We start from the raw sequence: 21,805 nt of genomic DNA, 5'->3' as shown, positions 1-21,805 counted from the left end.
GTCTGTATGAGTGAATGCAATTCAGATGCCAGAATTACACTGGCGGTTTTAGCGGGTTCGACGCGTACCAGACGCCGCGGTGCACCCAAATATGGCAGACACTGCCCGCCTGTTGTGCAGTCGCTATCCCTGCATCAGGGATTTAACGGTAAGCAATGCCCGGGCGATATCGACCATCCGTTGGTTTTTATCCATCGCCATTTTTCGCAATAGCTGCCACGCCTGTTCTTCGCTGACCTGCTGGTGATTCATCAGGATGCTTTTTGCTTTATCAATCACCTTGCGCTCCTCTAAGGCGTCCTGCAATGAGGCAAGTTGGGCGCTCATTTGCTCCAGCTGGCGAGCCTGCTGGCGAACAACCCGCAATAATTGTTTATCCCGGCGCAGCGAGAGGGGTTCGTCAGCACGGTCGTCAAGCCAGTTGTCGAGCGGCAAAGCGTAGGTTTCTTCCGCCAGCCGACGCGCCACGACATTCAGCAATTCGGTAATCAACATCTCTTCGAGATGTCGTAATTGTTCAAGCCGCTGCGTTTGCAGGGTAAACCAGCGTAGCGCGCGTTCACCGTTATCGAGTTGGGGTTGTCGCGTACAGGCCTGGCGTCGCAGTTGTTCGATGGCGCCCGATGCCTCGCATTGCTGACGAAAATGCTGCACCAGTACAGGCGAAGCCAGGGAGATAAAGGTATCAAAGCACGGCTGCTGCCCGTCTATTCTGTCCACCAGCTCCTGGCGCATTTGAGGGTTAAATTCGCCCTGGGTAAAGCCAATGGCCCCTAACGCCCGCTCTTGTCCTACCAGCTCTTTACCCTGCATAAAACTGTACAGCGCCACCAGCCCACCTGCGACATGGGGATAATCAATGCTGTCGTTAAGCTGCGGCACAATACCCAGCAGATGGCGTAACGTCCGGCTGTACTGCTCCATCGCCTGCTGTGCATCGATAGTCTGCCCGCTGACAGACTCACGCAGCGTCGTTAGCTGATCGAGGCACCAGACGGTGCCAGCAATACGGTGGCACAATGCACTGCCCGCCACCGGCATAATGTGCTGGAAAAGGATATGCAGTTGCCGACACTCTTCATCCACCAGCGCCCGACTGGCACGGACCTCCCGATCATAAAGCGTACCTTGAGAACACAACCAGATATTGGATGCACCGCGTTCGCACTGTAGCATATGCACCAGATGGCTAATGCGCATCACCAACTTACCGGACTGTGCCAGTTGGCGAAGCTGGGTGTTCTCAAGCTGGCGGGCATGGCGAAACCATTGCGTCGCGCCGGAATTTTGTGCATTTGTCATCATCTCTGCCCTCACCGATAACGGGTTATCCCTGAGGACAAGCAATATCCATGCCCCCCTGACAACAGGAGTAAAAATGCAAAAGATAGTGATCGTCGCGAACGGTGCGGCCTATGGAAGCGAATCGTTATTTAACAGCCTGCGTCTGGCCATCGCCCTGCGCGAACAGGAAGCGGATCTCGACCTGCGTCTGTTTTTAATGTCGGACGCGGTAACCGCGGGATTACGAGGTCAGAAACCTGCAGAAGGATACAATATTCAGCAAATGCTGGAGATCCTGACGGCGCAAAATGTGCCGGTCAAACTGTGCAAAACCTGCACCGATGGCCGTGGGATCACGACGCTGCCATTAATTGACGGAGTAGCCGTCGGCACGCTGGTAGAACTGGCTCAATGGACGCTGGCTGCAGATAAAGTGCTGACCTTCTGATACACCGCTTCAGGCAAGCTCACTGAAAGTGTCGATAATTTCCGGATTTAATCGTAGATGGGCGCGGTTTCGTTGAACGTTAGCACGCCCTTTCAACCCTTTTGAGGGATTTTGTCACTTTTGTTTAATCGTTATGCCATTTTTTGATCAAAATCAGCATCCTGTTGCTCCCCCTTTGGTGTTATGCAATGAGTGAAATGTGAACAACATCACGCAGCACTTTCGACAGAAAGTACGTTGTTTTCAAGAACGGGGTGAAAAATGGCATTAGTGAAGGCGAGTTTAAAGTTATTTGGTGGCGATACGGTGGTTGTGCGCTGTTCCGAGCGCTGTCACATCCATCTGATGAGCGAGAAAAATCACGTCAAAGACACGCAGTCCGACATTTTAAGCGTGCAGGATCGTGATAACGCATGGTTAACCGTACCGTATACCGGCGTATGGAATGTGCTGATCGACAGCCATAGCCAGTCGCTCGAGCATTCAATAAGTTATATTGCAGCCTAAGCGTTAATTGCCCGAAAAGCGCATGGCTTTCGGGCATTCAGTTCCTGGCTGGATTCAGGCAAACCCTGGACGCATAACACCTTCCGGCAGATTCTCTCCCAACAATCGTTTGACCGTGATCACCAGATCGTTAAGACAATCATCCTGCATCCCCAACTTGACCAGCTCTTGTTCCAGCGAGAACAGATACTGGGCGTTGGTGCCTAAAGGTCCGCTCGCCGTGGCGATAAGCGGCGCAATCACCTGCGCGCGCGTGTCTGACTCAAACAGCGGATGACGCGGATCCATAATAAAGACCAGTGCGTTCACCGTCCTGCCGTCATCAAGCGCCAACTGACACCAGGTCGGCAGATAACAGCCGGTGATCATTTCTCGCTTCCACAGCAGTGAAAGCTCTTGTTCCAGGGACGCGTCCGGCAAACGGTAGGCCACACCGGTGGTGCGTCCGCCTTCTTTCAGGGCCAGCATACGTCCTGGCTGACACGCCGTTCCTCGCCCCGCCGTCAGACGCAGGCAAAAGGCACGGTGCCAGCCGACTAACGTCCCGGTACAAGACTCTTCAAATTCTAAGGCCGGGTTCCACATCAATGATCCATAACCGAAGATCCACACCGGTCCATCATCTGGTCGGCAAGCGAGCGTGGCAGCCAGTGAGGCTGCACGTTGTTCCGCTGACCAGAGTAGTGATTCTTCAATAGCACCAAATGCCGTCTTACAGTCGGCATTCAATAAAAAATCACGCGTTAACACCTTACACCTCCGCCACTGCTGCTTCCCTGCGACAACTTTTTTGACGCCTTCCGGGCTTTTTTACTGCTCATTTTGAAACCAATATCTGGACAATAGGCAATTCACCGCTCGCTTGCAAGGGAACAAAGTGTCAACGGCACTTTATATCCTCTCGTGGTGGTACGTCCTGCACTATCATTTGTATCAGTACGATCATCAATTTTTGTGGATGCTAAAATCTAATGTGTTGTTATTTAAATATTCTCTAAACAAGATATGCAATTTCATTCGCTCGGATGCAAAAAATGGTCCATGCCGTAAAATTACGTAAAATCAGATCGGAAATACCGAAAGTTCTGTTATTTTTTACATTCTTTAATACTTTTATAATTATAAATACCTGCAGAGATGGAGAATTAGTTCAATGACACATGTACATGAGGCGGTAAAAACCCGCCACAAGGAGACCTCTCTCGTCTTCCCGATTTTGGCGCTGGTAGTACTGTTCTTCTGGGGGAGCAGTCAGTCACTACCAGTGGTCATCGGTATTAATGCGCTGGCCCTTATTGGTATATTAAGCAGCGCATTCAGCGTTGTCCGTCATGCGGATGTATTAGCACATCGACTTGGCGAACCCTACGGGTCGCTGATCCTCAGCCTGTCCGTTGTTATTCTTGAAGTCAGCTTAATCTCCGCATTAATGGCGACCGGCGATGCAGCGCCTACGCTCATGCGCGATACGCTATATTCAATCATTATGATCGTAACCGGCGGCCTGGTCGGTTTTTCATTACTGTTAGGTGGCCGTAAATTTGCCACTCAGTATATGAATCTGTTTGGTATTAAGCAGTATTTAATCGCCCTGTTTCCACTGGCCATTATTGTACTGGTGTTCCCGATGGCTTTACCGGGTGCAAATTTCACTACCGCGCAGGCGCTATTAGTGGCATTAATTTCTGCGGCGATGTACGGCGTATTTTTGCTGATACAAACTAAAACGCATCAGAGTCTGTTCATTTATGAGCATGAAGACGAGGGTGACGACGATGATCCGCATCACGGTAAACCGTCAGCCCACAGCAATATGTGGCATGCCGCCTGGCTTATCATTCATCTGATCGCTGTTATTGCCGTGACCAAAATGAACGCCAGCCCGCTGGAGACATTGCTGACTGAACTGAATGCCCCAGTGGCATTTACCGGTTTCCTGGTCGCATTGCTGATCCTCTCCCCTGAAGGGCTGGGTGCGCTGAAAGCGGTTCTGAGCAACCAGGTACAGCGGGCGATGAATTTGTTCTTCGGTTCAGTATTAGCCACCATTTCACTGACCGTTCCGGTAGTGACCCTGATCGCATGGGCAACCGGGAATGACTTGGTCTTTGCGCTGGGCGCGCCAGAGATGATTGTGATGGTTTCATCACTGGTACTGTGCCACATCTCTTTCTCCACCGGACGCACCAACGTGCTTAACGGTGCGGCGCATCTGGCGCTGTTTATCGCCTATCTGATGACGATATTTGCCTGATTAGTTTTTCTGGTAGAACCCACGGCCCTTCGCAGGGCCGTTTTCTTTTACCGCTCACGGCTCCGGATAAACTTGTTGACCATCGACAAACGTTAATAACGACTCCGTTTGGTGCAATTTGTCTGCCGGAATAGCCATAATATCCTGATTAAGCACCGCAATATCGGCGAGCTTACCTGCCCGCAAACTCCAGCAATGCCAATCCGCGTCGCATTCGTACCACCTACAACGATAACCCCCTGCTCTGATGCGGGTTGATATGAGGCACCGCCTGATTAAGTTCCCATTTTCCCCATCATATTTATCTACTTTTTCATGTGATGATCATCAGGAAAGCTGATGTTGCACCGCTACGCTGGCGATTCGTGCGCTGGCTAGCAGACGCTCGAACGAATGCCCGCAACGCGCTTTTCCCGACAGGCCAAGCATTGTGGTACTGATGTAATCAGTCAGGCTGTCAGCTTCTTGAGGGTAGCGCTGTGCGATAAAGTCGTAAATTTTATGTTCGGCAGCCGAGTAGAAATTCCGCGCGACTGTCCGCGCCTGCGGATCGTTACTGTGCGTGCCCTCCAGGACCAAACATCCCGGCGCATGCGGATCTGCGGCATAACGTCGCGCCGCCTCTTCAAGCAGATCGGTAAGACATTCAGAAACCGGTTTGTCGGGACGCAGAATGTCATCAAAAGGGATTGCCTCAGTTTGTACGTAGCGGTCAAGAACACGTTTATAAAGACCGATTTTGTTCCCAAAAGCAGCATAGAAACTGGGGGGCTTGATCGACAACGCCGCGGTGACATCCGCCACGCTAACTGCGTCATAGCCATGTGCGTGAAACAAGGGTTGTACTTTGGCAACGGCCATTTCTGGATCAAAATTACGTGGGCGTCCAGGTGCACGAGTGCATTTTGTAGTGTTCATTACAAATCCATTGACAGAAAACTGTGCACCCATTATATATCGATCACTACATAATTGTTCAAGGAGTACCTCATGTCTTCTTTTAACGGCAAGTCAGTTCTGGTTCTTGGCGGCAGTCGTGGGATTGGCGCGGCTATCGTGCGCCGTTTTGCCGCGGATGGCGCATCGGTTACCTTTACCTATTCAGGCTCCCCTGACGCTGCCAAAGCGCTTGCTGATGAGACGGGTACCCAGACAGCGCAAACCGATAGCGCCGATCGTAACGCCGTAATCAACCGGGTACGCGAAAGCGGCCCGCTGGACGTGCTGGTAGTTAATGCAGGCATTATTCTGTTTGGTGATGCGCTGGAGCAGGATCCGGATGACGTTGAGCGCCTGTTCCGAATTAACATTCACTCCCCATACTATGCGGCCGTGGAAGCGGCACGACAGATGCCTGACGGCGGACGCATTATCATTATTGGCTCTGTGAATGGCGACCGTATGCCTCTTGCTGGCCTGGCCTCTTATGCAGTGAGCAAATCAGCGCTGCAAGGGCTGGCCCGGGGGCTGGCACGTGATTTTGGCCCGCGCGGTATTACGGTAAACGTGGTTCAACCGGGTCCTATTGATACCGATGCCAACCCGGAAGATGGCCCACTGAAAGAGGTGATGCACAGTTTTATGGCGCTAAAACGACATGGCCGTCCAGAGGAAGTTGCGGGAATGGTTGCCTGGCTTGCAGGCCCTGAGGCTGGGTTTGTGACGGGGGCAATGCATACAATTGACGGTGCGTTTGGCGCCTGACGGCCACCCTTAACACTTTTCTCAAACAGCAGTCCGAAGAGATATCTCTCCGGACTGCAATACTTTCTTAGTTCTCGGTATCCAGCTCGTCGAAGCTTTTTACCAGGTCATCAATCGCTTTAATCTGGGTCAGGAACTGTTCCAGTTTCGCCAGCGGCAGCGCGGATGGACCATCGCATTTCGCATTGGCTGGATCCGGATGCGCTTCAATAAACAGACCGGCCAGACCTACCGCCATACCTGCGCGCGCCAGTTCGGTAACCTGCGCACGACGACCGCCGCTTGCTGCGCCAAACGGGTCACGGCATTGCAGCGCATGGGTAACGTCAAAAATCACCGGCGAGTTGCCGGAGACTTTCTTCATCACGCTGAAGCCCAGCATATCCACAACCAGGTTGTCATAACCAAAGTTCGCGCCACGGTCGCACAGAATTACTTTGTCGTTGCCACCTTCATGGAATTTATCCACGATATTGCCCATCTGGCCCGGGCTTACGAACTGCGGTTTTTTCACGTTGATAACGGCACCGGTTTTCGCCATCGCTTCCACCAGATCGGTCTGACGAGCGAGGAAGGCCGGCAACTGAATCACATCCACCACGTCAGCAACAGGCTGAGCCTGGCTGGCTTCATGAACGTCGGTGATCACTTTTACGCCAAAAGTCTGCTTCAGTTCCTGGAAGATTTTCATCCCTTCTTCAAGGCCCGGTCCACGGTAAGAGTGGATGGAAGAACGGTTGGCTTTATCAAAGGAGGCTTTGAACACGTAAGGGATACCCAGCTTTTGAGTAACGGTTACGTAGTGCTCACAAATGCGCATCGCCAGATCGCGGGATTCCAGCACGTTCATTCCGCCAAACAGCACGAACGGCAGGTCATTTGCCACGTTGATGTCGCCAATGCTAACCACTTTTTGTTTCATAGGATCGCCTTAAACGGTAGGTAAAGTGTCATTAATCAATGCAATACAATTTGCTTGTGCGAAATAGTATTAATCTGCGCACGAATCATTTCGCTGATCGGGTCTTCCGGACACTGTTCAACGAAATAACTTAAATCGGTCAGCGCAACATGTTCACACTCCAGTTGCGCGTAAATTAATCCACGATCGCGTATTTCATACGGATCTTCAGGATTAAACTGTAATAGTGCTTCGCTGGCACGCAGCGCCAGCTCCATTTGCCGCTCTTCCATCAACGATGATTTCAGCGTGTCGAGCAGCTTGCGGATTACTTCTGCATTATCTGCCTCATCCAGGTCTTCGTTAAACAGCTCCGCAACCGGGCTGATATTCCCCTTCAGCCACACTTCTAGCGTGTGCTCATTTAACGTTTCGCCATTGAACGGATTGATTAGCCACATTTCGCCATCGAGCGATTCAATACGCAGGATGAGTTGTGTCGGGAAAATCACCGGCACCAGCGGCAGTTCCAGTCGGTTGGCAATCCACAATAAGATAGCGCCCAGAGATACGGCGCTGCCCTGACGATTTTTCAGTACCTGATCAAGCCATAGTGCATCAGAAAGACGATAGACGCCGTGGGTATCCGTAAACCCCCATTCGCCGTAAAAAAGTGCCAGCAGTTTTTCCAGTTGCTCATCCTGAGACAGGAGCTGGCTAATTTCTTCTTGCGCCAGACTGACCAGACGTTCCAGTTCGTCATAGACAGTTTGTGTTGGAAAATCCAGACGGATAGACTCCGACGCCAGGATCATCCCATCACACAATGGCGCTTTATTAAATTCGAAATCAGCTAACGACCTCATGCTTACCCCAGTAACGGTATTTTTGTGGTGGCGAGTTTAATGATGATGTACAGCACCACCAGCGCCAGCGGAAAAGCGATTAATCGCGCCTGCTGACTGCGCGCCCGACGATAATCGAGCGCAATAAAACCCAAAACGATGTAAATGATAACCCCAAACAGCTTTTCAGTCAGCCATGTCCCGTGCTCAGTGAATGGCAGGACGTGCGCTTTAACCATTAACGCTACGCCGCTGAGTAATAAAACGGTATCGACAACCGGCGGCACGATGCGCGTCCAGCGCGCGCAGGCAAGGCGCGAGTCGGTGTAACGCCACCAAAATCGCAGCGTCAGCAAACCAACCGAAAGCGCAATGCTGATGAGATGGACGTTGAGTAACACACCGAAGGTACTCATGATGGGATGCGTCCAAGCGTAATTCGCTCGTTGCCGCCATAGTCACGACAGGTTTCAACCGCCAGGTAACCTGCACGAGTAAAAGCGTCACGGACGGCCTCGCCCTGTTGCCAACCATGTTCCAACAACAGATAGCCGCCGGGCGTTAATACGCGCTGAGACTGGTCAATGATATGCACGATATCCGCCAGCCCCTGATCGCTCGCCACCAGTGCCGACAGCGGTTCAAAGCGAACGTCGCCTTGTGCCAGGTGCGGATCCTGCTCGTCGATATACGGCGGATTGCTGACAATCATGTCAAACTGCTGTCCCTGCAATGCGCTGAACCAGTTGCTTTGCAGCACGCAAACATTGTCGATGCCCAGTTGCTGCTTGTTGCGAATGGCCAGTGCCACGGCATCAGGCATGCGGTCTACAGCAGTCACTGCACAATCCGGACGCTCGGTTGCCAGCGCCAGCGCAATGGCACCCGTGCCGGTTCCTAAATCAAGAATACGACACGCTGAGGCCGGCAGGCGAGCCAGCGCCTGCTCCACCAGACACTCGGTATCCGGACGCGGAATAAGCGTGGCTGGAGACACAAATAGCGGCAGCGACCAGAACTCACGCACGCCGGTTAAGTGCGCCACCGGCTCTCCCCGCTGACGCCGCTCCAGTAACGTATCAAGCTGTTGACGCTGCGCCTCGGTTAACTCCGTTTCGCCGAAAGCCAGAATAAAGGTGCGCCCTTTGCCAGTAACAAACTCGAGTAAAATCTCGGCGTCACGGCGCGGGCTTTCGCTTGCCTGTAATTGGCTAATTGCTTCACGCAGCCAGTGCTGATAATCCATTAATCCTGCTCGGACAACGCCGCCAGTTGGTCGGCCTGGTATTCCTGGACAATCGGCTCAATGAGCATATCCAGTTTGCCTTCCATCGCTTCATCCAGACGGTAGAGCGTCAGGTTAATGCGGTGATCGGTCACACGACCCTGCGGGAAGTTATAGGTACGGTTACGATCGCTGCGATCGCCACTGCCCAACAGGTTACGACGTTCAGAGGCTTCCGCCTGTTGACGTCTTGCCACTTCGGCGGCACGAATACGCGCCCCCAGCACCGACATCGCTTTGGCTTTGTTTTTATGCTGTGAACGTTCGTCCTGGCATTCCACCACGATACCGGTCGGTAAGTGGGTAATACGGATTGCGGAGTCGGTGGTGTTAACGTGCTGACCGCCCGCGCCTGATGAACGGAAGGTGTCAATACGCAGATCGGCCGGGTTGATGTCCGGCAGTTCGGCATCCGGCAGTTCCGGCATAACCGCGACCGTACAGGCAGAGGTATGAATACGCCCCTGCGATTCCGTCGCAGGTACGCGCTGCACGCGATGGCCGCCAGACTCAAACTTCAGTCGCCCGTAAACGCCTTCGCCGCTAATCTTGGCAATGACTTCTTTAAACCCGCCATGCTCGCCTTCGCTGGCGCTCATGATCTCAACCCGCCAGCGACGCGATTCAGCGTAGCGGCTGTACATGCGGAACAGATCGCCGGCAAACAGCGCCGCTTCATCACCACCGGTTCCCGCGCGCACTTCGAGGAAGGCGTTACGTTCGTCATCGGGATCTTTAGGTAATAGCAGGACCTGCAGATGCTGTTCCAGCTGCTCACATTTCTCTTTTGCTTCGCGCAGTTCATCCTGCGCCATTTCACGCATTTCAGGATCGTCGAGCATCATCTGAGCCGTCTCGATATCTTCCTGAACCTGTTGCCAGTCCGTAAAACAGCGAGATACATCGCTTAATTGCGCATATTCGCGCGACAGCGCACGAAAGCGATCCTGGTCTGCGATAGTCCCCGCATCACCGAGCAGCGCCTGAACTTCTTCATGGCGTTCATGCAGGGCTTCCAGTTTGGCAACGATAGAAGGCTTCATAGGCGTAAATGCACCCTGTAAAAAATAAGATTGGTGTGCTGCTACTCCAGCCCGAGGCTGTCGCGCAGAATATTCAGGCGTTCACTATCCCCGTCACGGGCGGCCTGTTGAAGTGATTTGGTTGGTGCATGAATCAGGCGATTGGTCAGTTTCCAGGCCAGATCCTGCATAATGGCTTGCGCATCACCGCCCTGTTGAAGAGCGGCCAACGCTTTGGCGGTCAGTTCATCACGGATCTGTTCTGACTGACTGCGATACTCGCGGATAGTGTCGCTTGCGCCCTGGGCGCGTAGCCAGGCCATAAACTCGCTGGCTTCCTGCTCCACTATCGTTTCGGCTTCCACCGCCGCCGCTTTGCGCTGGGCCAGGTTATGCGAAATAATGCTTTGCAGGTCATCAACGCTGTACAGATAGGCGTTAGACAATTTACCCACTTCCGGCTCGACATCGCGCGGTACGGCGATATCCACCAGCAACATAGGCTGATTGCGGCGGTTTTTAAGCGCACGTTCCACCATTCCTTTGCCGATAATCGGCAGCGGACTGGCGGTAGAACTGATAATGATATCGGCATCCTGTAAACGCGCGTCTATATCACTCAGTGAAATCACCTCGGCGCCGACTTCATCCGCCAGCACCTGCGCACGCTCGCGAGTGCGGTTGGCGATGATCATCTTCTTGACTTTGTGCTCGCGCAGATGTCGCGCTACCAGCTCAATGGTTTCGCCCGCACCGACTAACAGCACGGTTACCGTGGAGAGCGATTCAAATATCTGCCGCGCCAGGGTACAGGCGGCAAACGCCACCGACACGGCGCTGGCGCCGATGTCAGTTTCTGTACGTACACGTTTTGCGACAGAGAATGATTTCTGGAACATGCGTTCCAGCGCACTGGCGTTCAGGTGACCTTTTTGCGAATCCGCAAACGCTTTTTTCACCTGCCCCAGAATTTGCGGTTCACCGAGCACCAGTGAATCCAGACCGCTGGCAACACGCATCAAATGACTGACTGCGTCGTTGTCCTGGTGCCAGTACAAGCTGTTGCGCAGATCTTCTTCATTGAGGTTATGGTATTCACACAGCCAGCGAACCAGCGCTTCTTGCAGGTTATCCTGCTCTTCAACGCTGAGATACAGCTCCGTGCGGTTACACGTCGACAGCACTACCCCGCCCTGCACCATTGGCTGCGCGAGCAGGCTGTCCAGCGCCTGATCGAGCGTATCCGGCGAAAACGTTACGCGTTCTCGCAGCGATACAGGTGCCGTTTTATGGTTAATACCAAGCGCTAAAAGGGTCATGTGTGCGGGAATAGTACCAGCGTTGATAAGGTTAGACTGGGTGCATCATACAGGATGCGTGCGGTCAATAAAAGAGACTGACCCCTTTTGGAGTAATAGCTTAGTGCACAAATTTAAGCGATTTAAGATAACTTGAACGTAGACGATGTCTGATGGCGGCGCTAGCATTAAGAGTTATAACTGCAACGTATCTCAAGGATTTGTCATCATTATGACCCTGCCTGATTTTCGCCTGATTCGCCTGCTGCCGCTGGCGGCCCTGGTTCTTACTGCCTGTACGCTCAACGCGCCTAAAGGTCCCGGTAAAAGCCCCGATTCTCCGCAGTGGCGCCAGCACCAACAGGAAGTTCGCGCCCTGAACCAGTATCAGACGCGTGGTGCGTTTGCCTATATTTCCGATCAACAGAAAGTGTATGCCCGCTTTTTCTGGCAGCAAACCGGTCAGGATCGCTATCGTCTCCTGCTGACCAACCCACTGGGCAGCACGGAACTGGAACTTAATGCGCAGCCTGGCAACGTCGAACTGGTCGATAACAAAGGCAAGCATTACACCGCCGACGACGCTGAAGAGATGATTGGCAAACTGACCGGCATGCCTATCCCATTAAACAGCTTGCGCCAATGGATCCTTGGTCTGCCAGGTGACGCCACCGATTATAAGCTCGACGACCAATATCGTCTGAGTGAAGTGAACTACAGCAAAGACGGTAAAAACTGGAAAGTGGTCTATAGCGCCTACGACAGCAAAACCCAGCCTGCGATGCCAGCAAACATGGAGCTGTCCGACGGTTCCCAGCGTATTAAGCTGAAAATGGATAACTGGATTGTGAAATGATGACCCACTGGCCCTCTCCGGCGAAACTGAATTTGTTTTTATACATCACCGGACAGCGTGCGGACGGTTACCACACGCTGCAGACCTTATTTCAGTTTCTTGATTATGGCGACACGATAGATATTACACCGCGTAGCGACGGCGAAATTCACCTGTTAACCCCAGTGGAAGGCGTTGCGCATGAAGACAATCTGATCGTCCGTGCGGCACGTTCGCTGATGAAAGCGGCATCTGAAAGCAATCGCCTTCCCAAAGGGAGTGGTGCGGACATCAGTATCGACAAACGCCTGCCGATGGGCGGCGGTCTTGGCGGAGGTTCGTCTAATGCGGCAACCGTTCTGGTGGCGCTGAATCATCTCTGGCAGTGCGGACTTTCGGTTGATGAACTGGCGGCACTCGGCTTAACGCTGGGGGCGGATGTTCCCGTATTCGTGCGCGGCCATGCGGCCTTTGCCGAAGGTGTTGGCGAAATTCTGACGCCGGTCGAGCCTGAGGAAAAGTGGTATCTGGTTGCACATCCGGGAGTCAGTATTCCGACACCGGTGATTTTTAACGATCCCGACCTCCCGCGCAACACGCCAAAAAGGTCAATAAAAACGTTACTAAAATGTGAATTCGGCAATGATTGCGAGGTTATCGCAAGAAAACGTTTTCGCGAGGTTGATGCGGCGCTTTCCTGGCTGTTAGAATACGCGCCGTCGCGCCTGACTGGTACAGGGGCTTGTGTCTTTGCTGAATTTGACACTGAGTCTCGTGCTCGCCAGGTGCTTGAGCAAGCCCCGGAATGGCTCAAAGGCTTTGTGGCGAAAGGCGTCAACCTCTCCCCATTGCACAGAGCGTTACTCTAAATCCTTCGGGTTTCAGGAAAATGGCGAAACGACGAATCGCCAGGTGCATACAACTTCAGTATGTAACTGGTGTGAGGAATTGATGCCAGCGCAAATGAAACGCGGAAGATAAAGAGTAAGCCGGGCAAGCTGAGTTGCGGTGACAACGTCACCCTGTTCCAGACGTTGCATCGCGCTCTTTAATACACCGCATGGAGAGGATACTGCCTGGCCCGCACAGTTTTCGGCAGATTCTTTCCACCAATGGACGCATGCCTGAGGTTCTTCTCGTGCCTGATATGAAGCTTTTTGCTGGTAACGCCACCCCGGAACTAGCACAACGTATTGCCAACCGCCTGTACACTTCACTCGGCGACGCCGCTGTAGGTCGCTTTAGCGACGGCGAAGTCAGCGTACAAATTAATGAAAATGTACGCGGTGGTGATATTTTCATCATCCAGTCCACTTGTGCCCCTACTAACGACAACCTGATGGAATTGGTCGTTATGGTTGATGCGCTGCGCCGTGCTTCCGCAGGCCGTATCACCGCCGTTATTCCTTACTTCGGCTATGCACGTCAGGATCGTCGCGTACGTTCCGCTCGTGTACCGATTACCGCTAAAGTCGTCGCTGATTTCCTGTCCAGCGTTGGCGTTGACCGCGTCCTCACCGTTGACCTGCATGCTGAACAGATCCAGGGCTTCTTTGACGTACCGGTTGATAACGTATTCGGTAGCCCGATCCTGTTAGAAGACATGCTGCAGCTGAACCTGGACAACCCGATTGTGGTTTCTCCGGATATCGGTGGCGTCGTGCGTGCCCGCGCTATCGCTAAACTGCTGAACGATACCGACATGGCTATCATCGACAAACGTCGCCCGCGTGCGAACGTTTCTCAGGTGATGCACATTATTGGTGACGTTGCAGGTCGTGACTGTGTTCTGGTTGATGACATGATCGATACCGGCGGTACGCTGTGCAAAGCAGCAGAAGCACTGAAAGAACGTGGTGCTAAACGCGTATTTGCTTACGCTACTCACCCGATCTTCTCAGGTAATGCGGCAAACAACCTGCGCAACTCAGTGATTGATGAAGTCGTTGTCTGTGACACTATTCCACTGACTGACGAAATCAAAGCACTGCCAAACGTGCGTACATTGACCCTGTCGGGTATGCTGGCCGAAGCGATTCGTCGTATCAGCAACGAAGAATCCATCTCTGCTATGTTCGAGCATTAATCGAGCCCGGCTCAAAAACCCGCTGCGGCGGGTTTTTTTATCTGCAATACTTATTTGTATGACTTATGCCTCCTTCACCTGCCATTTAGTTGACAGATGATGCGCTCATGGATGAAACATTATTGTGAACAGATTATTTTCCTCACATGTGATGCCTTTCCGCGCCCTCATCGACGCTTGTTGGAAAGAAAAATATACTGCCTCTCGCTTTACCCGTGACCTGATCGCCGGGATAACCGTTGGGATCATTGCCATTCCGCTGGCGATGGCCCTGGCAATAGGCAGTGGCGTTGCGCCACAGTACGGCCTGTATACCTCAGCCGTCGCTGGGATTGTTATCGCCCTTACCGGCGGTTCACGCTTTAGCGTATCTGGCCCGACCGCCGCCTTCGTGGTCATTCTGTATCCGGTGTCGCAACAGTTTGGGCTGGCAGGCCTGCTGGTTGCCACGCTGATGTCCGGGATATTCCTGATCCTTTTCGGCCTCGCTCGTTTTGGCCGCCTGATCGAATATATCCCCGTGTCGGTAACGTTAGGTTTTACATCGGGTATTGGTATTACCATCGGTACCATGCAGATTAAAGATTTTCTTGGCCTGCAGATGGCCCATGTCCCGGAGCACTATCTGCAGAAGGTTGGCGCGCTGTTTATGGCCTTGCCAACCATTAACTTCGGTGATGCCGCCATTGGCGTAGTGACGCTAGGGATCTTGATTTTCTGGCCGCGCCTGGGGATCCGACTGCCGGGCCACCTTCCCGCGCTGCTGGCTGGCTGTGCGGTAATGGGTATCGTGAACCTGACCGGCGGCCATGTCGCCACCATTGGTTCGCAGTTCCACTATATTCTGGCTGACGGCTCACAGGGTAACGGTATCCCACAACTGCTGCCGCAGTTGGTCCTGCCGTGGAATATGCCGGAATCAAACTTTACCCTGAGCTGGAGCTCGTTACAGGCGCTGTTACCGGCAGCCTTCTCGATGGCGATGCTGGGGGCAATTGAATCTCTGCTGTGCGCCGTCGTACTCGATGGGATGACCGGCACCAAGCATAAAGCTAACAGCGAGTTGATTGGCCAGGGGCTGGGTAACATCGTGGCACCGTTCTTTGGCGGCATCACCGCCACAGCAGCAATTGCCCGCTCTGCGGCAAACGTCCGCGCTGGGGCGACCTCGCCAATCTCTGCGGTTATCCACGCGATTCTGGTGATCCTCGCCCTGCTGGTACTTGCACCGCTGCTTTCCTGGTTACCGCTTTCCGCCATGGCCGCCCTACTGCTGATGGTGGCATGGAACATGAGTGAAGCGCATAAAGTGGTGGATTTGCTGCGTCATGCGCCGAAAGACGACATCATTGTCATGCTGATGTGTATGTCGCTGACGGTGCTGTTCGACATGGTTATTGCCATCAGCGTCGGTATCGTTCTCGCTTCTCTGCTGTTTATGCGTCGTATTGCGCGCATGACGCGTCTGGCGCCGGTCAACGTAGACGTACCGGACGATGTGCTGGTGCTGCGCGTTATTGGTCCGCTGTTCTTTGCCGCGGCGGAAGGATTATTTACCGATCTCGAGTCGCGTATTGAAGGTAAACGCATCGTAGTCTTGAAGTGGGACGCGGTCCCGGTACTGGATGCCGGTGGTCTGGACGCTTTCCAGCGCTTTGTAAAACGTCTGCCGGAAGGTTGTGAATTACGCATCAGTAATCTGGAATTCCAGCCGCTACGTACCATGGCGCGCGCGGGTATTCAGCCGATTGCCGGGCGTCTGACGTTCTTCCCGAATAAAGATGCTGCGCTAGCAGATATCCGCTAACGTGTAGCCCGGCCAGGCGAAACGCCACCGGATTACAAATGACAGACAAAAAAATGGCTCCCGTACGTGGGAGCCATTTTTTATAATAAGCTTATTGCTTACGCGTTCAGCAGTTGCTCAGCCGTTGCCTTCACGCTTGCCAGCAGGACTTTAACGTCCTCCAGGCACACGGTAGGGTTCAGCAGCGTCAGCTTCAGGCAGGTGACACCATCGGCTTCGGTCACGCCGACGTTGGCGCTACCAGAAGCCAGCAGAACGTCGCCAATACGCTGGTTCAGCAGCGCGACAAATGCCACGTCGTCACTTTGCGGGCGGAAGCGGAACAGCACGCTTGCCAGCTGTGGTTCCATCACCAGTTCAAGATGCGGCTGGGTTTTGACAAACTCAGCAACATCACGCGCCAGCGTCACACCGTTATCAATGATCTCGGCATACTGCTTTTTGCCCAGCGCTTCGAGGCCCATCCACAGCTTCAGCGCATCGAAACGACGCGTGGTCTGCAGCGACTTCGATACCAGGTTTGGTACGCCAGCCTCTTCATCGAAATCAGAGTTCAGGTACGCCGCCTGGTAACGCATCAGCTCGTAGTGGCGCGCATCTTTTAACAGGAACGCACCGCAGCTGATGGTCTGGAAGAACTGCTTGTGGAAATCCAGCGTCACGGAATCGGCCAGCTCAAGGCCGTTCAGGAAGTCACGGTACTTCTCAGAAAGCAGTAACGCCCCGCCCCATGCTGCATCCACGTGCATCCAGATCTGATGTTCTGCCGCCAGCGCTGCTATATCCGCTAACGGATCGATTGCGCCCGCATCGGTAGTACCGGCAGTGGCGACAATTGCCATCACCTGCTCGCCGTTGGCTTTCGCCTGGGCCAGCTTGTCTTTCAGGTCAGCCAGATCCATGCGTGAAAACGCATCGGTCTTCACCTGGGTGACGGAACGGTAGCCCAGCCCCATCAGCGCCATGTTCTTCTGCACTGAGAAGTGCGCGCTTTCAGAGCAGAACACTTTGATTTTACTCAGATCACCGGTCAGACCCTCCTGCTGAATGGAGTGCCCCTGGCGAGCGAAGAAAGCATCACGCGCCAGCATCAGGCCCATCAGGTTACTCTGTGTACCGCCGCTGGTGAATACGCCCGCATCGCCTGTCGGGTATCCAACCTGCTCACGCAACCACTCGATCAGCTTGATCTCAATGATGGTGGCCGACGGGCTCTGGTCCCAGGAGTCCATACTCTGGTTGGTGGCGTTGATCAGCACTTCCGCCGCCTGGCTTATTACCAGGCTCGGGCAGTGCAGATGCGCCACGCACTGCGCATGGTGAACCAACAAGCTGTCTTTGAGAAAGTATTCAACCGCACGCTCAATAGCGGCCTGGTTGCCCAGGCCCTGAGACGTAAAATTCAGGTTGATACGTTCACGCAGTTGCTCAACGGTTTTACCCTTATACATCTCAGGCTGCTTCAACCATTCAACGACCGCTTGCGTACTCTGCTCGATAGCGTCCTGATAAGCTGCAATGCTTTGCGCCGAGCCGGACAGAATCGGGTTTACGTCTGACATTCAATCCAACTCCGTTTAAACCGGCTTCACGCCAGCGCCCAGCAGGGCGTTTTCGAATTTATCGAGGAAGATTTCCAGCTCAGCGTTGGTGATCAGCAGTGACGGCAGCAGGCGCAGCACGCAACCGTTGCGGCCACCACGCTCCAGAATCAGCCCATTTTCGAAGCATTTTTTCTGCAGCAACGCGGACAGTTCGCCATCGGCCGGGTAGCAGCCCATGTGATCCTGCGCTTCGTTCGGCTTCACGATTTCCAGACCGATCATCAGACCCAGACCGCGCACCTGGCCGATAACCGGGTAGCGTTTCTGCAGGTCAGCCAGTTTGCCTTTCAGCCACTCGCCCTGGGCAGCAACTTTATCGGCAATCTTGTCGTCTTTGAGGATCTTCAGCGTTGTCAGACCGGTCGCCATCGCCAGCTGGTTGCCGCGGAAGGTGCCAGTGTGGTGGCCCGGAGCCCACGCATCGAACTTCTTCTTAATACCCAGCACCGCCAACGGCAGACCGCCGCCAACCGCTTTGGACATCACGATGATATCTGGCTCAATACCGGCATGTTCGAAGGCGAACAGTTTACCGGTACGTGCAAAGCCAGCCTGAACTTCATCGATGATCAGCAGAATGCCGTGCTCCTGCGTCACTTTACGAATGCGTTGCAGCCACTCGACCGGAGCCGGGTTCACGCCACCTTCACCCTGCACCGCTTCGAGGATCACGGCAGCCGGTTTACGCACGCCGCTTTCAACGTCGTTGATCAGGTTTTCGAAGTAGTAGGTTAATGCTTTGACGCCAGCGTCGCCGCCGATACCCAGCGGGCAACGGTACTGATGCGGATACGGCATAAACTGCACTTCCGCCATCATGTTGCTGACCGCTTCTTTCGGCGACAGGTTGCCGGTCACGGACAGCGCGCCGTGGGTCATCCCGTGGTAGCCGCCGGAGAAACTGATGATGCTGGAACGGCCGGTGACTTTCTTCGCCAGCTTCAGCGCCGCTTCAACGGCATCGGCACCGGACGGCCCGGTAAACTGCAGGCAATATTCTTTGCCCTGACCCGGTAATAAAGAAAGTAAATATGATGAGAATTCATCTTTTAACGGCGTGGTAAGGTCAAGCGTATGTAACGGTAAGCCGCTTGTGATGACACTTTGAATGCTCTGCAGCACTTCAGGATGGTTATGACCAAGCGCCAGGGTTCCGGCACCTGCCAGGCAATCAAGATATTGATTATTTTCTACATCAGTAATCCAGACGCCCTGCGCTTTAGCGATCGCTAATGGCAGTTTACGTGGATAGCTGCGGACATTAGATTCAAACTCAGCCTGTCTTGCTAAAAAGGTATCATTGCTCTGTGGTAATGAATTAGCACTTAAAGTATCAATACGGACTTTATCCGTCATCATATCACTCCTACAACCAGGTGTAGATTAACACCTGATTGAATAAATGGTTATAAGGATTACCTGTAAAAAAGCGCGGCTAATATATGTTGTTTTAGCTTAGGACTCAATCATTTATTTTTCGGCATTAAAAATAACAACTTTCCCCTTAAAATTCAAAGCGTAACAACCATTTGCCATTACTAAATCCTAAAGAAACATATCTATTTAATTAACAATGTTGTAGCTAATTGCAACGCAGACAATCTAATAAAAACCATGAGATTTTCGTGTTTTTATTATTTTTTTACACGTTTTTACCATTAATGATGCTCGCGATATCTTGTGATGACATGATTTTTCACTTATTTGTCGATAAATCGAATAAAAAAGTCGATCCCTAAATATAAATCACTTAGTATGGCGCGCTTATTTACAGGCTATGTAGATAAAATTAATGCGCAGCACCCGATAACGCGTACAGGCGACACGCGTTATCGACAACAGGTATTCCCTGGGTTGTCAGCAGAAATGTTCGCGGGCGGACATTTCGTAAGGCGAACTTCGTTCCCTTATGCCGAGAATGAAAATTTTCTAGCCATACTTTTATGGCGCCCTGATATGAGATTGTTATGACTCGCATTTATCCACCATCCGTCGTTGCCAAATTTGGCGGCACCAGCGTCGCTGATTTTGATGCGATGAATCGAAGCGCCAGCATTGTCCTTGCTGATCAAGATGTCCGTTTAGTCGTTTTGTCTGCTTCAGCAGGCGTGACAAACTTACTGGTTGAGCTTTCTGAAGGTCTGGAAACACATCAACAATTAGATAAGATTGAGACTTTACGCGCCATTCAATACAACATTATTTCCCGCCTGAAGCAGCCGTCCGTTATCAGTACGGAAATCGATAATCTTCTCAACAACATACGTCGTCTTGCACAAACGGCGATGGTTTCGCCGTCTGATGCGTTAAGCGATGAATTAGTCAGCCATGGCGAGCTGATGTCCTCGCTACTTTTTACTGAAGTCTTACGTGAACGGCATGCCGAGGCTGGGTGGTTTGACGCCCGTAGTGTGATGCGTACTAACTCGAACTTCGGCTGTGCCGAACCCGAGCTTGGCACACTGCACCACCAGGTGGAGACTCACCTGCGTCCTCGTCTTGAGCAAGCGATTATGGTGACTCAGGGATTTATCGGGCGTGATGCCGCAGGACACACCACAACGCTTGGACGCGGCGGTAGTGATTACACGGCAACACTTCTCGGTGAGGCACTTCACGCCGCACGCGTTGACATCTGGACCGACGTCGCAGGGATCTACACCACCGACCCACGCATTGCGCCGCGGGCCAAACGAATCGACCATATCTCATTTTCCGAGGCCAGCGATATGGCCGCCTACGGTGCGAAGGTCCTCCACCCGGCGACACTGCTCCCGGCAATGCGTAAAAGCATTCCGGTCTTTGTTGGCTCAAGTAAGGATACTGCCGCCGGAGGTACGCTGGTGCACAACACCACCGATAATCCACCTCGCTATCGTGCGCTCGCAGTTCGTCGTAAACAGACGCTGTTGCGGTTACACAGTCTGGAGAAGCAACCTTCCTGTTCTTTCCTGGCGCAGTCCTTCGCCATTTTAGCTCGCCATGCGGTCGCGGTGGATTTGGTTACAACCTCAGAGAATAGTATTGCGCTGGCGCTGGACGCCACTCATGCAACCTCAGGTGAAGACCATGTGCTGACCACCGCATTGTTTACCGCCTTGTCCTCCCACTGTCGTGTGGAAGTGGAAACCGGACTGGCGTTGGTCACTTTGGTGGGGAATCAACTCACACAGGCTGCGGGAGTTTGCAAAGACGTTTTTGCCTGGCTTGAAGAGCATACGGTACGAATGATTTGCCATGGGGCGTCAAACGACAACCTGAGCATCCTGTTACCGGCTGACAATGCAGACAGCGCGATCAAAGCGTTACATTATTGGTTATTCGAATAACGTTTCTTTGTAGTATGCCACCAAAGGTAGAAGTCGTTTAATCCAGTACTGACGAACAAGCAGAGCCCTGGTTTTTAAACCAGGACTTTGTGTTCAAACAACCGCACTCCGAGTTGGGAGAGCTATTTAGTTATGCCGATGATTGGTATCACCGCGACGGCAGCGTTTGTCATAATGGCGCACCCACCAGTAACGATCGCTGATTTGTTCGTGCCCCCCCACTCTGGCACCCGCCAACCAAAGGACACCACCAACAAAAATACTGAGCACGGCACCATGTGCGAAAAACTGTGGCAGATTAAATTGCGGCAGTTGGTTTAAAATAGAGTAACCAACACCACCCACCATCACCACCAACCCTAAAGCCATGAGCACGTTACCGAGTAACGAAGCGTTTTTGCGTTTCATGTGTCACCTCCGGAACTTTGGGTTGTTACAGGGAATACCCCTAATCCTTATGTGTAAAGTATAGACAACACTGCCGTTCGCAAGTGCGGGAGCGATCACAATTACAAACACTCACGCAACAAAACTTTACAAATAAGCCACTGAACACACTCATTTTCTAATAGTCCATTTCTGCAATTATTCAGCTT

General features: G+C 52.8%; 22 protein-coding genes. 9 read left to right on the top strand and 13 right to left on the bottom strand.

What is annotated here, in order from left to right:
* Positions 1–123: 123 nt before the first annotated feature.
* Positions 124–1,305 carry a nitrate regulatory protein NasR gene (nasR, locus tag IB222_RS10565; RefSeq protein ID WP_126317883.1) on the bottom strand — a complete coding sequence of 394 codons (1,182 nt, stop codon included), beginning with the start codon at positions 1,303–1,305 and terminating at the stop codon, positions 124–126.
* A gap of 73 nt (positions 1,306–1,378) precedes the next feature.
* Here nasR and IB222_RS10560 point away from each other — a divergent pair, with 73 nt between their 5' ends.
* Together IB222_RS10560 and IB222_RS10555 are read left to right on the top strand one after the other, a co-directional pair.
* Entirely contained in the window at positions 1,379–1,732 is a 354-nt protein-coding gene (locus IB222_RS10560; protein WP_003833402.1) for a DsrE/DsrF/TusD sulfur relay family protein, read from the top strand.
* Positions 1,733–1,993: 261 nt separating this feature from the next.
* On the top strand, positions 1,994–2,239 hold the full coding sequence (locus IB222_RS10555; RefSeq protein WP_003833405.1) for a DUF1883 domain-containing protein: 246 nt from the start codon (positions 1,994–1,996) through the stop codon (positions 2,237–2,239).
* A gap of 54 nt (positions 2,240–2,293) precedes the next feature.
* Here the strand turns inward: IB222_RS10555 and IB222_RS10550 are convergent, their stop codons facing one another.
* The gene (locus IB222_RS10550) at positions 2,294–2,989 is read right to left on the bottom strand and encodes a gamma-glutamylcyclotransferase (protein WP_003833406.1); all 696 of its coding nucleotides are present in this window, start codon (positions 2,987–2,989) and stop codon (positions 2,294–2,296) included.
* Between the two features lie 403 nt (positions 2,990–3,392).
* Here IB222_RS10550 and chaA point away from each other — a divergent pair, with 403 nt between their 5' ends.
* On the top strand, positions 3,393–4,493 hold the full coding sequence (gene chaA, locus IB222_RS10545; protein WP_003833407.1) for a sodium-potassium/proton antiporter ChaA: 1,101 nt from the start codon (positions 3,393–3,395) through the stop codon (positions 4,491–4,493).
* A gap of 54 nt (positions 4,494–4,547) precedes the next feature.
* On the opposite strand, the gene IB222_RS10540 is transcribed toward chaA, so the two are convergent.
* Both IB222_RS10540 and IB222_RS10535 read right to left on the bottom strand, forming a co-directional pair.
* Positions 4,548–4,631, bottom strand: a complete 84-nt coding sequence (locus IB222_RS10540) for a hypothetical protein (RefSeq protein WP_223240911.1) — start codon at positions 4,629–4,631, stop codon at positions 4,548–4,550.
* A 189-nt stretch (positions 4,632–4,820) separates the two neighbouring features.
* Positions 4,821–5,411, bottom strand: a complete 591-nt coding sequence (locus tag IB222_RS10535; RefSeq protein ID WP_148361897.1) for a TetR/AcrR family transcriptional regulator — start codon at positions 5,409–5,411, stop codon at positions 4,821–4,823.
* Positions 5,412–5,483: 72 nt separating this feature from the next.
* On the opposite strand from IB222_RS10535, the gene bdcA reads away from it, so the two are divergent.
* Positions 5,484–6,197 carry an SDR family oxidoreductase gene (bdcA, locus tag IB222_RS10530; RefSeq protein ID WP_048216243.1) on the top strand — a complete coding sequence of 238 codons (714 nt, stop codon included), beginning with the start codon at positions 5,484–5,486 and terminating at the stop codon, positions 6,195–6,197.
* Between the two features lie 67 nt (positions 6,198–6,264).
* Here the strand turns inward: bdcA and kdsA are convergent, their stop codons facing one another.
* From kdsA to hemA, 6 genes are read right to left on the bottom strand one after another with little or no spacing between them, the layout of a single operon-like run.
* Positions 6,265–7,119, bottom strand: a complete 855-nt coding sequence (gene kdsA, locus IB222_RS10525) for a 3-deoxy-8-phosphooctulonate synthase (protein WP_003020772.1) — start codon at positions 7,117–7,119, stop codon at positions 6,265–6,267.
* A gap of 35 nt (positions 7,120–7,154) precedes the next feature.
* Entirely contained in the window at positions 7,155–7,964 is an 810-nt protein-coding gene (sirB1, locus tag IB222_RS10520) for an invasion regulator SirB1 (RefSeq protein ID WP_003020775.1), read from the bottom strand.
* A gap of 2 nt (positions 7,965–7,966) precedes the next feature.
* Positions 7,967–8,359: an invasion regulator SirB2 gene (gene sirB2, locus IB222_RS10515; protein WP_003833414.1), complete on the bottom strand. Its 393-nt coding sequence runs from the start codon at positions 8,357–8,359 to the stop codon at positions 7,967–7,969.
* Entirely contained in the window at positions 8,356–9,189 is an 834-nt protein-coding gene (gene prmC / locus IB222_RS10510) for a peptide chain release factor N(5)-glutamine methyltransferase (RefSeq protein WP_003833416.1), read from the bottom strand. Before prmC ends, sirB2 begins: the two co-directional genes overlap by 4 nt.
* Positions 9,189–10,271, bottom strand: a complete 1,083-nt coding sequence (gene prfA / locus IB222_RS10505; RefSeq protein WP_003020786.1) for a peptide chain release factor 1 — start codon at positions 10,269–10,271, stop codon at positions 9,189–9,191. The genes prmC and prfA overlap by 1 nt, the downstream gene beginning before the upstream one ends.
* Positions 10,272–10,312: 41 nt before the next feature.
* Positions 10,313–11,569, bottom strand: a complete 1,257-nt coding sequence (gene hemA / locus IB222_RS10500) for a glutamyl-tRNA reductase (protein WP_003833420.1) — start codon at positions 11,567–11,569, stop codon at positions 10,313–10,315.
* Between the two features lie 211 nt (positions 11,570–11,780).
* On the opposite strand from hemA, the gene lolB reads away from it, so the two are divergent.
* From lolB to dauA, 4 genes are all read left to right on the top strand, one after another.
* Positions 11,781–12,404 carry a lipoprotein insertase outer membrane protein LolB gene (gene lolB / locus IB222_RS10495; protein ID WP_003833422.1) on the top strand — a complete coding sequence of 208 codons (624 nt, stop codon included), beginning with the start codon at positions 11,781–11,783 and terminating at the stop codon, positions 12,402–12,404.
* A complete protein-coding gene (ispE, locus tag IB222_RS10490) occupies positions 12,401–13,252 on the top strand; it encodes a 4-(cytidine 5'-diphospho)-2-C-methyl-D-erythritol kinase (RefSeq protein ID WP_003833423.1) in 852 nt (283 codons plus the stop codon). Before lolB ends, ispE begins: the two co-directional genes overlap by 4 nt.
* A 269-nt stretch (positions 13,253–13,521) precedes the next feature.
* A complete protein-coding gene (gene prs / locus IB222_RS10485) occupies positions 13,522–14,469 on the top strand; it encodes a ribose-phosphate diphosphokinase (protein ID WP_001518537.1) in 948 nt (315 codons plus the stop codon).
* Positions 14,470–14,620: 151 nt separating this feature from the next.
* The gene (gene dauA, locus IB222_RS10480) at positions 14,621–16,276 is read left to right on the top strand and encodes a C4-dicarboxylic acid transporter DauA (protein ID WP_003833472.1); all 1,656 of its coding nucleotides are present in this window, start codon (positions 14,621–14,623) and stop codon (positions 16,274–16,276) included.
* Between the two features lie 98 nt (positions 16,277–16,374).
* On the opposite strand, the gene IB222_RS10475 is transcribed toward dauA, so the two are convergent.
* Both IB222_RS10475 and IB222_RS10470 read right to left on the bottom strand, forming a co-directional pair.
* Entirely contained in the window at positions 16,375–17,838 is a 1,464-nt protein-coding gene (locus IB222_RS10475; protein WP_149384843.1) for an aspartate aminotransferase family protein, read from the bottom strand.
* Positions 17,839–17,853: 15 nt separating this feature from the next.
* The gene (locus IB222_RS10470) at positions 17,854–19,239 is read right to left on the bottom strand and encodes a diaminobutyrate--2-oxoglutarate transaminase (RefSeq protein WP_126957259.1); all 1,386 of its coding nucleotides are present in this window, start codon (positions 19,237–19,239) and stop codon (positions 17,854–17,856) included.
* Positions 19,240–19,847: 608 nt separating this feature from the next.
* Between IB222_RS10470 and lysC the strand changes: the two genes are divergently transcribed.
* Complete coding sequence (gene lysC / locus IB222_RS10465) at positions 19,848–21,209, top strand: lysine-sensitive aspartokinase 3 (protein ID WP_149384842.1); 1,362 nt, start codon at positions 19,848–19,850, stop codon at positions 21,207–21,209.
* A gap of 126 nt (positions 21,210–21,335) precedes the next feature.
* Here lysC and ychH read toward each other — a convergent pair whose 3' ends face one another.
* Positions 21,336–21,617: a stress-induced protein YchH gene (gene ychH / locus IB222_RS10460; RefSeq protein WP_003833480.1), complete on the bottom strand. Its 282-nt coding sequence runs from the start codon at positions 21,615–21,617 to the stop codon at positions 21,336–21,338.
* Positions 21,618–21,805 lie beyond the last annotated feature (188 nt).

The sequence above is a fragment of the Citrobacter sp. C13 genome, from assembly GCF_014596815.2.
In the GTDB taxonomy this organism is placed as follows: Bacteria; Pseudomonadota; Gammaproteobacteria; order Enterobacterales; family Enterobacteriaceae; genus Citrobacter; species Citrobacter portucalensis.
Note: the sequence above shows the minus strand (reverse complement) of the source record. Positions and strands in the feature narration are given on the sequence as shown.